This is a genomic window from Acinetobacter cumulans (assembly GCF_003024525.3).
In the GTDB taxonomy this organism is placed as follows: domain Bacteria; phylum Pseudomonadota; class Gammaproteobacteria; order Pseudomonadales; family Moraxellaceae; genus Acinetobacter; species Acinetobacter cumulans.
The window spans coordinates 40,496-54,901 of sequence record NZ_CP035934.2; the positions used below are offsets into that span (position 1 = coordinate 40,496).

The 14,406-nt window shown below is 41.2% G+C and carries 7 protein-coding genes; 4 read left to right on the top strand and 3 right to left on the bottom strand.

Annotated features, from left to right (window positions below; translation table 11 throughout):
- The first annotated feature begins 153 nt into the window (after positions 1 to 153).
- The 4 genes from C9E88_RS00160 (at position 154) to C9E88_RS00175 (ending at position 10,652) form a co-directional block, all read left to right on the top strand.
- The gene (locus C9E88_RS00160) at positions 154 to 645 is read left to right on the top strand and encodes a hypothetical protein (protein WP_106986443.1); all 492 of its coding nucleotides are present in this window, start codon (positions 154 to 156) and stop codon (positions 643 to 645) included.
- Positions 646 to 700: 55 nt separating this feature from the next.
- Positions 701 to 3,460 (top strand): NEW3 domain-containing protein, encoded by a 2,760-nt coding sequence (locus tag C9E88_RS00165; RefSeq protein WP_106986444.1) that lies wholly within the window; start codon positions 701 to 703, stop codon positions 3,458 to 3,460.
- A gap of 116 nt (positions 3,461 to 3,576) precedes the next feature.
- On the top strand, positions 3,577 to 9,588 hold the full coding sequence (locus C9E88_RS00170) for an SdrD B-like domain-containing protein (protein WP_227865906.1): 6,012 nt from the start codon (positions 3,577 to 3,579) through the stop codon (positions 9,586 to 9,588).
- Positions 9,588 to 10,652: an OmpA family protein gene (locus C9E88_RS00175; RefSeq protein WP_106986445.1), complete on the top strand. Its 1,065-nt coding sequence runs from the start codon at positions 9,588 to 9,590 to the stop codon at positions 10,650 to 10,652. The genes C9E88_RS00170 and C9E88_RS00175 overlap by 1 nt, the downstream gene beginning before the upstream one ends.
- Positions 10,653 to 10,711: 59 nt before the next feature.
- Here C9E88_RS00175 and rsmB read toward each other — a convergent pair whose 3' ends face one another.
- The 3 genes from rsmB to C9E88_RS00190 all read right to left on the bottom strand — a co-directional run bounded on the left by rsmB (position 10,712) and on the right by C9E88_RS00190 (position 14,380).
- The gene (gene rsmB, locus C9E88_RS00180; protein WP_106986446.1) at positions 10,712 to 12,022 is read right to left on the bottom strand and encodes a 16S rRNA (cytosine(967)-C(5))-methyltransferase RsmB; all 1,311 of its coding nucleotides are present in this window, start codon (positions 12,020 to 12,022) and stop codon (positions 10,712 to 10,714) included.
- Positions 12,019 to 12,981, bottom strand: coding sequence for a methionyl-tRNA formyltransferase (gene fmt, locus C9E88_RS00185; RefSeq protein WP_106986447.1), 963 nt, complete (start codon positions 12,979 to 12,981; stop codon positions 12,019 to 12,021). Before fmt ends, rsmB begins: the two co-directional genes overlap by 4 nt.
- Before the next feature lie 251 nt (positions 12,982 to 13,232).
- Positions 13,233 to 14,380, bottom strand: a protein-coding gene (locus C9E88_RS00190; RefSeq protein ID WP_100358110.1) for an IS3 family transposase whose coding sequence is annotated in 2 segments (ribosomal slippage) — positions 13,233 to 14,134 and positions 14,134 to 14,380 — 1,149 coding nt in all. Because the reading frame shifts where the segments join, the coding sequence is not laid out codon by codon here.
- Positions 14,381 to 14,406: the final 26 nt, after the last annotated feature.

Genomic DNA, 14,406 nt, shown 5'->3' on the forward strand with positions numbered 1-14,406 from the left:
GCAATTTACCTTAGAAAACACATTATGTACTTTGTAAAAAAATGAACAATAAGTAATTAATTTGTTTAAAAAATGTTTAATTTTATAGTTGAATTGATATAAAATTGTGACAAACATAACCAAAATGTAATTTTAATTGAAATGGATCGAAATATGTTGAAGGCAAATATCGTGCTAAAAGGGCTAACACTTAGTCTATTAATGGGCTTGACTACAACTCAGGTCGCTATGGCTGAAAGTAAAGTCAAAGAGCCTGTATCTATTCAGCTCAAAGCATTTAAAAAAACAGTCGATAACAAAGGCAATGCCCAGTTTATTGCGTCAGATGTGACCAAACCAAAAGATATTATTGAATATCGTGCAACGTATACGAATAACACGGCTGGAACCATTAAAGGTTTGAAAGCAACGTTACCGATTCCTGCGGACACGCAATATACAGGTACAAGTACACCAGCAGGCGCCTTTGCAAGTACAGATGGCATTAACTTCGCAGTAGCGCCACTGAAAAAAACAGTAAATGGCAAAACCGTGAACGTTCCGCTAAAGGACTACCGCGCTTTGCAGTGGCAGGTGGCAGAACTGCCATCTAAAAAATCTGTGACGGTAACAGCACAGACCAAAGTGAATTCTGTAAACGAATAATTTTTTTATTACTTTTTAAGCAACATAAACATAACCATTTGGGGTCGGGGCAAGTATGTCAAATCCAATACAAACACTTAAGCGTAACAGCTTATCTTTGTCTATCGCGACAGCGTTGGGCGGTCTAGCTTTAGTTTCTACAGGTGCTCAAGCAGCTGCACCTGCAGCGGGCACAAACATTAGTAACATTGCAACAGCAACATATAGCGATGGTTCAACTACACGCACAGTAACGTCAAACGAAGTAAAAACGACAGTTACTCAAGTAGGTAGCTTCCGTTTAGTACAGAGTGTGACGACTTCTGCCAACCAAAACTCAGAAGTACAGTTCCAACATACTTTATATAACGATGGTAACGGTACAGATACGTTTACGATTGATTTGATAAACTTGAAAACTGGTGATGACTGGGATTTTAGTAATATTAAAGTCTTCCTAGACACAGATGGTGATGGTAAAGCGGATTCAAATACACCATTGACATTGGGTGCATCAGGTACTGTTGTGACTGTAGCTGCTGGTGGCAAAGTCAACTTGATCGTGGTTGCAACAACTGCTGGTGGCGTATCAAATGCGACTGCTGGTAAGTTAGAACTCAGTGCAACAAGTAAAATTATTTCTGCAGATACCACAGCGACTACAGCAGATAAGACTAAATCAAATACTGATACAGCAACCATTACAGCTGGCGCAGTCTTTGCTGTAGAGAAAAAAGCTTCAGTGAATGAAGTGAATGTTAAAACTGCTGCTCAAAAAATTGAATACACTTTATCTTACCGTAACAAAGGTAATGATAAAGGTGATTTGGTTATTGAAGATACCTTAAATACCAATCTTGAATTTGACTCAGCAAAACATGTTGTCAAGCTGAATGGTTCGCTACTATCTTCTACGGTATCTACTACAGCAAGCTACTATAAATATGATTCAGGCACAAAAAAATTAACTTTTGTGATCAAAAGTGTAGAGCGTAATACTGACGGTAACATTACCTTTGAAGCAGACGTAAAAGCAGGCACAGCTCCAGGTACTGTACCCAACACCGCAATGTATGACAGCGATGGTCCAGATACATCAGGCAACACTGTTTCAGATGTACCTACGAACAATACTGAAATTAAAGTTCTTTCAAGCAATACTGGTGTGATTAACGATAGTGCAACGACTAAAACACCACAAGGTGTTGATGATACTATTACTGCAGCGTCAGTTGCGCAAGGCAGTAGTGTGAAATTCGGTTCTGGTGCTCTAGAGGTGATCTATGTACACAACAATGGCGATACAACAGATACCTTTACTGTTGAATTAGATGCTTTATCTAATTTACCAGTAGGTACAACAGTTACGTTCTTGCAGCCAAATGGCACGCCACTTACGTCTACTGTAGGCAATGCAAAAGATACAGGACCAATTGCTGTAGGTGGAAGCTATCAGTTGATTGCTGTTGTGAACTTACCGCCAGAGTTCAGTGGCACAAAGGTGAATGAAAAGGATATTCAAGCTGTTGTAAAAATCACCTCAACGAAAGACGCGTCACAAACTGACCCAATTACTTTAAAAATCTCAGAAGTGACTAAAAATTCTGTCGATTTAAGTAATGGTAAGGGTAACAAAGACGGTAAAGATGATGCCAGTGAAAAAACAGGTGAAGGCCAAAATACAAGCTATATCGTAGACAAGATTACAACTAATCCTGGTCAAACGGTAACTTTCCCAATTGCTGTGACCAACCATGGTTCAAGCACAGATAACTATAACCTGACAACTGATCTTCCATCAGATTGGAAAGTTGAGTTCTTTACAGCAGATAAGGATGGGAAATGCACAGGTACAGCACCAATTTCTAACACGGGTGATGTTAAACCGTATGAAAATGCAACAACGCATAATACTCAACATTTCTGTGCAAAAGTAACTCCTCCAGCAAATGCGCCAGCAGGTGACAAAGACATTACATTTACGGTTACATCTGTAGCGACAAAACTTTCTGACACAATGAAAGACCAAGTTGTGGTAAATGCTGTGCGCAATTTAACCTTAGTGACTGGTCAGGAAAGTTCAGTAGCACCAGGCGGTACAGTGACCTATGAACATACATTAACCAACCTTGGTAATGTCACTGAAGGTTCAGCTGCTGGCACACTTTACTTAGACATTACACAAGATGATGCAACTGCTGGCTTTACGACGACTGTATATGTAGATACTAATAGCAATGGCGTACTAGATTCTGCTGATGTGGTATTAACTGCTGCTGAAAAAAATGACTTAGGTGCTGCGCTTGCAGGTCTAGCTCAGAACGAAAGCGTTAAGTTGTGGGTAAAAGTTCAGGCGCCAAGTACAGCGACGAATGGTTTGGTTGATGTTTCAACAATCAAGGTATATGCAGACGGTAAAATTTCAACGATTGATCCAGCTGCTGCGGTTTCAAACAAAGACCGTACTACAGTGACTGCTGGTCAAGTTCGTTTAGAGAAAACTCAAGCGCTTGATGCTAATTGTGACGGAACATCGGTTGGTACATTTGGTACGGCAACCTTGGCTGCTAAACCAGGTGAATGTGTTGTTTACCAAATTAAGGCAATTAATGATGGTAAAGCTGAAGTAACTAACGTTCAAATTACTGATGCTGTTCCTGCTTATACGACAGGAAAATCGCCAACTACAGCTACGAATATTTCTTTCGTACCTGCATCTACAGAGACACCGGCACCAACTTATACATTAAATGGCAAACAACTCTCTGTTAGTCCGTTTAAATTACAGCCAAATCAAAATGCGATATTACAATTCACTGTTGAAGTAGATAAGTAATTGAAAATTTAGGTTCTTAATCTTTTAAGTTTGTAGATAAGCATGAACTTCGGTTCGTGCTTATCTTTGATTCTTTATTTTTATTATTAAAATTTTTTTGGGGTATTGTCGTGTTTATGCGAATTGAGCCAGTCAATAGCAGACATATTGCACTTGTATTCACTACTTTGGCTTCGTCCATTGTTTTGGTGAATGAAAGCTATGCCTCTATGCCAGCGGCTGGTATCACGATCAGCAATACCGCCTATGCCAGTTATACCACCCCAGATGGTGGATTCATTAAAAACTCCCCATCCAATACTGTAGGTGTGACCATTACGCCATTGTATGTGATTGGGCTAAGCACACCACCTTTACAAGAAGTCGATGCAGGCTCAAAAGTCATTTGGTTAAATGAACTCAGAAACGACAGTAATGCACCTGTAGATGTATTGTTGGATCGTTTGAGTCACCCAGATTTAAGTAATGTTAAGATATACCTAGATAGTAATGGCAACGGACAGTTCGACAGTTCCGATCTGGTTATTACAGATAAAATTCCACTCCAAATAGGTGAAACAGTTAACCTATGGGTTGTGGCTGATACTTCTGCGACTTTAAAAGATAAACAACAGGTTGATTTACCGATACGAGCGTATACGGTACAAGATACGACAGCAGAAGCAAAAGCGACCGATTCACTCATTAGCTATATTCCACAACTGATTGCGACAAAAACAGTAGATAAGCAAAAATTTGAACCTGCTGCAGGTCAGTCTTATGACCTTACATATAAATTAGAAGTTAAAAATAATTCGGCAAAAAACTCAGGATTAACCACGATTAATGTGGATGGGGTTTCCACGCAGGCTGTTCTGCTTGTAGATGAGTTACCTGCCAACACAGTATTTAAATCTGCAAAACCTGCCAACTCGAATGCAATTGTGCTCTACAAGTCTGGCAATAATAGCTATACCAAGCAGATTCCTACCAATAAAGATGCCATCAATGAGCTTGTGGTGGCTTATCCGCAAGCCTTAGCAGGGAATGCAACAGAGGCTGTTGAATTGGTTGTCACCATGAACTCGAATATTTCGAGTACCACATTAACTAACCGCTTTAGTGTGGAACATGGGACAGCAACGGGAATTAAAAAAACCATATCAAATGATGCGATTACCCAAGTGGGTGGACACTCAGATGTTTCAAATAATACAGGGGATTACTCAAGTATTATTGGGACAGTCAGTCTCAAAAAACCTTTGTTTATTTCTGCTTCGAGCGCCGTATGTAATGCAACACGCACAACGCTAGATAAAGTAAAAATTAAAGTTGTATCGAATACGACAGGCGATACAGAGTATGTTGAGGCTGTTGAAACAGGCTTAAATACAGGCGTATTCCGCTTTGAATTGCCAACAGAAGAAAACACCAGCCCGAACTCTGGCGACTTTGTATTACAAACGGTCAAGCGCGATAAAGTCTTGATTAGTCTAACGGACTGTTTAGACGAAAATGGCAACTCAACAAAGACCATTACAGACGTTAATGCAGATGTTTTAATTGACCCTTATGGGGTTGTATTTGATGCTAAAACTGGATTACCTGTTGCGGGCGCAACCATTACTTTACGTGATGTAAATGGTCAACCGATTGGAAACAATGTTGCATTCCGTATAGATGAAAAAACGGGTCAATTGATTGCAATACCCGCGACCCAAATCACGGATAGTAATGGACAATTTATTTATCCTTTGGTAATTCCTGGTACATATAGCTTTCATGTAGATACCAGTACAATTCCGGGGGGTACGAGTTATACCTTTACCAGTGACAAGACCATTTACAATGATTTTGGAAGCCGTCCAGTTGACTCGAGTTGGTCTTATGGGGGGAACTTTAGCCTGAAAACAGGTGATGCTGCGTTAAATATTGATATTCCAATTGATCCGCTTGCAACACCATCTGTAAATAATCGTTTGGTGGTCAAAAAAGAAGTCAGTGGCAGTAAGTCTGCTGAGATTGGTGACTTTAAAGACTATATCGTTACGGTTGCGAATAAAGGCAATACCACATTGTACGATGTGGATATGAAAGATACCTTACCACGTGGTTTAGTCTATGTGACTGGAACTACACGTGTGAATAGCAAAAAAGCCAGTGATCCTGAAGGTGGGAAAGGGCCTTATTTATCATTTGGTTTAGGTACACTGACACCACAACAAGAAATGAAGGTGCAATACCGCGTTTATATTGGTCCAAATGCATTAAGTGGTGATGGCATTAACCGTGCTTATGCAAAAGATCAATTAGGGACAACTTCCAATGAAGCTCAAGCACAGCTAAAAATTTCTCCTGGGGTATTTAGTACTGATGGTTTTGTTGTTGGTAAGGTATTTACAGACTGTAATCGTAACGGCGTTCAAGATGTAGGTGAAGCAGGTGTTCCGGGCATCCGTATTTATATGGAAGACGGGACTTTTGCAGTGACTGATCGTGAAGGAAAATATAATTTCTACGGTGTAAAAGCAATTACACACGTTTTGAAATTAGATACCACGACTTTGCCAGCAAATGCTGAGATGGTACTCATTAATAACCGTCAGGCAGGTGATCCTGGAAGCCGTTTTGTAGACATTAAACGTGGTGAATTACACCGCGCAGATTTTGCGATTACAGACGGCATGGGACAATGTAGTCAGCCTTTGTCAGATCAAATTGATGAGCGTAAAAAAAATATAGACGCGCAATTAGATGCTTTGGAACAGGCGATACGTGCAGATTTAAGTGTTGATCCTATTACAAACTATGTTTCTGATGTACAGGGTCAGCCTTCGAGTGGATGTATTAGTGCAAACGGTGCATCTGCAAATTGTAATATTGAATATAAAAAAGATCATGTCCGCGAAGTTAAAACAGTACAGATCGAACCCATTAAAGCACCAGTGATTTTAGATTTAGAACAGGAATTACAGCGTTCTGAATCCAATCATTTGCATATCTTAAATTTAAAAGAGCAACAAGTACTTCCTGCGACCCAAACGACTGTGCAGTTAAAAGGGGTATATGGAACTGATATTCAATTGTTTGTAAACGATGTCAAAGTCGATGAAAAGCGTATTGGTAAAAAAGCAGTTAATGTTGATGCTGCGGTGGCTGGTTTTGATTTTATTGGTGTCGCGCTTAAGCCGGGTAAAAATGAAATAGAAGCACGTCAGTATGACAATTGGGGCAACATCCGTGAGCGCAATAAAGTTACTGTGATTGCTCCGGGTAATATGTCTAAGTTGGATACCCAAGTTGTTGAACCGAATGTATATGCCAACGGCAAAGATGTATTTCAAGTTCTGGTCAAAATTACCGATGAAGAAGGTACGCCGATTGCCTCTCGTACCCCAATTAATATTGAATCAAGCATAGGTGTTGTTCAGCTTAAAGACCTAGATCCAAATAAGCCAGGAATCCAAGTTTTTGCTGAAGGTGGCTCAATTGTTGTTCCTGTGCTTGCTCCAACAGAAGCAGGGGAAGGTGTTCTCGGAATTAGTAGCGGTGTGTATGAATCGAACATCCCCGTTCGCTTTCTTGCAGAGCTCCGCCCAATGCTTGTGGCAGGTATTATAGAAGGCTCATTTGCGCTCAATAATTTTGATCCAAAAGAATTATCAAAATCTTCAACTCAAGATGGTTTTGAAGAAGAATTAAATGATATTTCAAGTTCAGCGGATGGTACACATTCGGCACGTGGACGAGCAGCATTTTTCTTAAAAGGTAAGGTCCGTGGTGATTATCTACTCACCATGGCGTATGACTCTGCCAAATCAGATAATCAGCGTTTATTCCGTGATATTCGCCCTGATGAATATTACCCAGTTTATGGTGATGCTTCTGCCAAAGGGTTTGATGCGCAGTCGACCAGTAAGTTTTATGTTCGCGTTGATAAAGGTCGCTCATACGCAATGTATGGCGATTATGTTACCCGTACAGAAAATGCAGAAGGCCTATCACTTGGGCAATACAGCCGATCGCTTACAGGTGTTAAATCTACAGTAGAAGGTGATCGCTATAAACTGAGTGGTTTTGCTTCACGTACGAGTACGACACAAGTTGTCAATGAATTACGTGCTATGGGCGTTTCTGGGCCATACTCACTTGGTATTAGTGCTGATGAAGTGCTCGAAAATAGTGAAAAAATTGAAATTATTGTTCGAGATCGGAACAATCCAGGTTTAATTATTTCACAACAAACCTTATCGCGTTTCAGTGACTATGAAGTTGATAGTTATAGCAATAGTATCTATCTTACTACGCCTTTGAGTAGTGTCGATCAAGACCTGAATCCTGTGTATTTAAGGATTACCGTTGAAACCGATAAAGGCGGTGATGAATATACAGTGGCTGGGGTAAATGGCTCACTTAAACTGACTGAGAAATTGAGTGTAGGTGGTTCATATATTCAAAATGAAGATCCAGTTGATGAAGAAAAAATAGCCAGTTTAAATACGGTTATTAATGTAAATTCAAAGACTAAATTGATTGCTGAATATGCATATTCAGAACACGATTCAATTAATTTAGACAGCTTAACCAATGTCAATGCATCCAAAGGTGTAGACACGCCTACAGATGGTACGGCAGGTCGTGTTGAGCTGGATTATAAAGATAAGAATATTGAAGTAAGAGCCTATCATCATCAAGCGGATGAAGGATTTAAAAATGCGGCCTCTTCAATTAGCTCTGGCCGTAAAGAAAGTGCAGTCAAGCTAAGTGCACGTGTAGATAAGTTAGGTGTTATTCGTCTTGAAGCATTGCGTACAGAAGATATCGCAAATGCGGGTATACGTAATGGTGTGAGTGCAACAATTGAGCGTGCCATCAACCGTATATTAAGTGCAGAGCTTGGTGTGCGTTATTATGATGAGACCATTGTAGCTGCAAGTGAATCAACGTCTACAGTATCTACGCCTTATAATGGCACGACGATTCGTTCTAAGCTCAAAGCTAGCCTGCCATTTAATGGAACAAGTGTATTTGCGGAATATGAGCAAGATGTTGCGGACAGTGAACGCAAAGTCTTTGCACTTGGTGCAGATACCAATGTTTATAACAATGTACATGCATACGCGCGCCATGAATTTATTTCGAGTATTGGCGGTTTATATGAGTTGAATGACTCACAAAGCCGGAATACGACAGTATTTGGTTTAGACAGTCAGTACATGCGAGATGGTTCGGTATTTAGTGAATACCGCGTGCGTGATGGCATGAGTGCACGTGAAGCTGAAGCTGCTATGGGGGTACGTAACCGCTGGCAGTTAAAAGAAGGCTTATTCTTTAATACCAGCTTTGAAAAAGTTAAAGTGATTGAAGGTGACAATAAAGATTCACTTGAATCAACCGCTGCGACTTTAGGTATTGAGCACCTGAGTAATCCACGTTGGAAAAATGTTGCACGTTTAGAAGGGCGTTGGGCAAGTCAGTCAAATAGCTACTTAAATACGCTAGGCACAGCGTACAAACTAACCGATGAAGTAACGCTTCTTGCTAAGAATGTACTGAACTATACAGATAACAAAGCAAAAGATTCTGGCGATCGATTTATCAACCGCTTCCAATTGGGTGCTGCATATCGCGATGTACAAACCAACCGCTTTGATGCGCTCAGTAAAATAGAACATCGTTATGAAAATAATGAAACCACTTTAAGCGCTCCATACGAACGTAGTGCATATATTTTATCGACGCACCTTAACTACCATCCTGTCCGTGATATTCATTTATCTGGACAGTATGCAGTGAAATATCTAGATGAAACTTATGGTTTTATTCAAACCAGTGGTATGACACAAATGCTCAATACACGTTTTATGTATGACATTAGCGAGCGTTGGGATGCGGGTGTGAATACTGGTGTGATGTGGAATAACGTATCTGATGGTATTCGCTATCTTGCAGGGGTAGAAGTGGGGTATTTACTGGCAACCAATTTATGGGTGTCAGGTGGCTATAACTTTATTGGTTATCACGACAAAGACCTCACGGATGGTGAAACCACTATGGATGGAACTTATTTTAGATTCCGATTCAAATTTGATGAAAACTTATTGAATCGAAAAAATAAGTTCGTCAACAAAGCATTGGAGCCAAAATAATGTCAGTTTTAAAATCAAAAATGATGATGTTAATTGGCTGCTTGATGACATCTGGTGCGATGGCGACCGAAGTAGAGCCATATAGCAAAGCGAATGTACAACAATTAAAGCAATCTATTAATGAGAGTATTGCTACAACGACCTCTGGGATTGAGCGTTATCAGTTGGCAAAAGCTGAAGCTTGGTTGAGTTATGCTAATCATGAGTATAGCGAACGCGGATTTACATCAGCAGGTAAAGAGGCTTATGTGCAGGCTAACCAACTTGTTGAGCCGTCCAATATCAATTTAGTGACGCAAATTATTTCGCCTTCACAGGTGATGCGCCGTGATTTGTGGTGGCAAATTGAATATTTAAAGCAACGTGGTGCTTTGGATGCTGAGCCTCAAGCGTTGGCCAATGCCGAGGTCATGTTAGTTTGGGCTGCTGCTGAGTATTGTGAGTTGGGATGGCGTCATGCGCGTGAGCATTTTATAAGTGCTGAACGTCAATTGCAAAAAGTGATTTATGCTTTGCCTGAAGAAAAGCCGTACCTGAATTGGAGCGAGGCAGAAGTCCCTGAGTTATCTGCATTGAATGGCAAAGGCTGTCATGGCGTAAACCCAGATGTATGGCCATTAAAGCCTAAAACATCTGTAGAACCTGAAGTGATTGAGGCTGCTTTACCTAATGTTGTGGTTGAAAATATTGTACATTTTGCGGTAGATCGGGCGGTATTAAATGCAGAAGGCAAAGGTGTTTTGGAGCGAATTGCAAGTATTTTGGCTGAATATCCTGATATGAGTATTACTCTAAAAGGGTATACCGATAGCCGTGCCAGCGTCGCTTATAACATTGCGTTATCTCAACGCCGTATCGATGCAGTGCGTGACTATCTCCTTGAAAAAGGGGTAAATGCGAGTCGAATTACTGCAGAGGCAAAAGGGAAAGTCGAACTGCAGGATGATCAGCAGATTGAGATGGCTCATGCAAAAAGCCGTCGAGTCGTGGTGTATTTTAACGATGCCGAGACGAATTCAATTACTGTACAGCCTCAATGGCGAGACTTGCAAATTGAGCACTGACCGTATGTTTTTGCATAAAAAAGGTGGCCATGGCCACCTTTTTTATTGTGTAAATCGGCTTATGCTGTCTTTTGGATCAAGCAATAATAAAAACCATCACCTTTCGCTTGCTGTGGTAACAATTGACGACCGTGGATTTGTTCAATTCCCCAATCTGCATCAATTTTAATTTCTTGAGCATCTGCATGCGTTGCAAAAAAATCAACCATCTGCTGTTCATTTTCCGCTTTTAAAATTGAACAAGTGATGTAGAGCAAGTGGCCACCAGCTTTCACTTGTTGCCACATGTGTTGCAAAATTTCTTTTTGCAGCGCAACGGTTTGAGCAATATCACTTGATTGGCGCAGTAAGCGAATATCTGGATGGCGGCGCATTACACCAATCGCCGAGCATGGTGCATCTAGAACGATACAATCGACAGCTTCAGGTACAATCCAGTTGGTCGCATCGGCTGTCAAAATTTCAACATCCGCGTGCTGTGTCAATTGAAGGCGTTCTAGATTTTCAGAAACGCGTAATAAGCGTTTTGAATCTTGATCAATGGCATATAACTTTTTCAGGTCAAAGCGTTCAAGTAAATGTGCTGTTTTACCACCTGGTGCTGCACATGCATCTACCACCACTTTGCCATCTAAGTTTGGCAAAATTTGTGCGCAGAGCTGAGCGTGCTCATCTTGTACAGAAAAACCGCCATCTTCAAAGCCAGGAAGGTTTGGAATTTGAACAGCTTGCTCGAGCACGATCCCAACATCTGAAAGTTCACATGCACGGGCAGCAATATTGTGTTCGGTTAAAATGTCTAAGAAGTCACCACGGCTCACTGCACTGTCGTTGACACGGAGTGTGAGTGGGGCAATTTGTTTTAAATCCCAACATAATTTTTCAAGGGTTTCTTCGCCCCAGTCTTTTTTCAAGCGTTTAAATAACCAACTTGGTAGACCATGCGCGTGAGCGAGTTCTTCTTGAAAATGCGTTGTTTCACGTGAAACACGGCGCAGCACCGCATTAACCAAACCACTGAGTGGGCCATAACCCAATTGCTTTACAGCTTCAACAGTTTCAGAAATTACCCCATGTGGTGCAAGTCGTGTGCAAAGCAGTTGGTAAATACCTACATACATGCAGGTTTCGACGGTTTCGTTGTTATCTGATTTTGTCAGTAACGGCAAAGTAATACTTTTTAAGCTATACCACTGGCGTAGTGAACCCAGTACTAATTCATGAAAAAGTGCACGATCACGATCCGCGACTTTTTGTAAATGAATTGGGAGCACGCTAGCAAGAGATTGACCTTGATGGACGGCCAATAAAGTACGAATCACTTGAGCGCGTAAATTAAGGTGGGAAGTTCCCGGTTGTGGCTGACTCATGGGAGAATTTGTCCTACCTGAAGTTTTTGAGTTTGGTTAATTTGAACGGGGTTGAGGGCTTTGCCACCCGGCCATTGAAGACTGGTCAGGCAAATCGCTTTTTCATCGCCGCAAGCAACGTGAACGCCTTGCTTGTCTATATTTAAAATGGTGCCAGCTGTTTTGCCTGAAGCATCTACATTTGACAGCATAGAGCCCCAAACACGCAGATTATTGCTTTCATCTAGCGCAATAAAAGCCACAGGCCATGGGTTAAAGGCACGAATGTTACGGTCAATTTGTACCGCTGTTTCAGACCAGTTAATTTGCGCTTCAGCTTTAGAAAGCTTGTGTGCATAGACTGTTAATGCTTCATCTTGCACTTCTCGTTCAGCCAAATAACGCTGCAGGCTTGCTTCGGAAGCCAAGACTTGAACAGTGGCTTCTGCACCTTGTTGCGCCAATTTGTCGTGCAAAGTAGCAGAAGTATCTGAAGCTTCAATCGGACAGATGGTTTTCAGCATCATATCACCCGTATCTAAACCAGCTGCCATTTTCATAATGGTTACACCAGTTTCGGCATCACCTGTGCTGATAGCACGCTGAATAGGTGCTGCACCGCGCCAGCGTGGAAGCAAAGAACCATGAATATTCAAGCAACCATATTTAGGCATGTCTAAAACAGCTTGAGGGAGAATCAAACCATAAGCTGCAACCACCATAACATCTGCGTTGTGAGCACGAAGTTCTGCTTGAGCTGCTAAGCCGTCTTCAGTAGAAGATTTAAAATGTAAAGGTTGATATACCGGAATGCTGTTCTCAAGTGCTAACTGTTTCACTGGAGATGCAGTGAGTTTTTGACCGCGACCAGCTTTACGGTCAGGTTGGGTGTAAACCGCAACAATTTCATGTTCTGTTTTTAATAATGCGTCCAAAGCTACGGCCGCAAATTCGGGCGTGCCTGCAAAGATGATTTTCAACGTGAACACGCTCAAAAAATGAAGTGAGCTCTATTATACCAAACTCGAAATTTATAGTTTTGATTAATAGACCTTGTATCTTGGAGCTTGTAGTGATTAGCTTCCACTATATGCAAATTGTAGAGTTTGTAATAGACCTAAGACTTTTAGTCTGTGAAAGAGATAAAACCTACAATTTGCCCTAACCACTTGCACAACTCTGGACGGTAACTAAGCACTTTGATGCAGTATTCTGAATAGCCACCAAAATTCTAGACACACATAACCATCTTTTGATGGGCCTTTTCATAATCTAATGGAGAACGCTGACCATTGGAACCATGTCTGCGTTTTGAGTTATAGAACATCTCTATATATTCAAAGATATCCGACCTTGCTTCAGTTCTTGTCACATAGATTTTCTTCTTGATCCTCTCTCGCTTTAACAGCTGAAAGAAGCTCTCAGCAACAGCATTATCATGGCAGTTTCCACGCCGGCTCATACTGCTTTCAAGGTTGTGATGCTTGAGAAATGTCTGCCATTCATGACTGGTGTATTGGCTACCTTGATCAGAATGAATCAGGACTTTGTTCTTTGGGCTTCTTCGCCACAAAGCCATCAGTAGAGCATCTAAAACCAGATCTGTTGTGATTCTCGACTTCATAGACCAGCCAACGACTAGCCGTGAGAATAGGTCGATTACCACTGCAAGATACAGCCATCCTTCATGAGTGCGAATATAAGTGATGTCAGTCACCCACAACTGGTTGGGCTGGGTGGGGTTAAACTGTCTGTCTAAAGTATTTCGAGCCACAATCGATGGAGTACTAACATTAGCTCTAGGTTTGCGATAGCCACGCTGTGACTTGAGACCATTCGCCTTCATGAGTCGATGTACTCGATTGATACCGCAACTTTCGCCAACGTCTTTCAAATCACAATGAATCTTGCGATAACCGTAGACTCCGCCAGATTCCAACCAGAACTGTTTAATTAATCCTGAAAGCTGTTGCCGCTTCCTCGCAGTTATACTGGTAGGTTTCTTTAACCAGGCGTAATAACCACTGTGATGAACATCTAACGTTGAACATAAACGACGAACAGACCATATATGTTGGTTGTCCCGAATAAAGGCGTACCTCATTTGGACTGGCTTGCGAAGTACACCGCGGCCTTTTTTAATATGTCCCTTTCTTCAGTGACCCTTTGCAGCTCTTTTTTTAATTTCGCTAATTCTGTAGTTGGATCACTAGATTCTGTTGTCTTGGGCTGCTGTGGATCATAACGTTTGATCCAAGCATACAGACTATGTGTAGTGGTTCCTAAACGTGTAGCAACTTCAGCCACACTATGACCTTTCTCAGTGACTTGTTTTACTGCTTCAATTTTGAATTCTTCAGGGTATCGTTTACTGCTCATAAGCACCTCGTTAATTAGCCATTTTA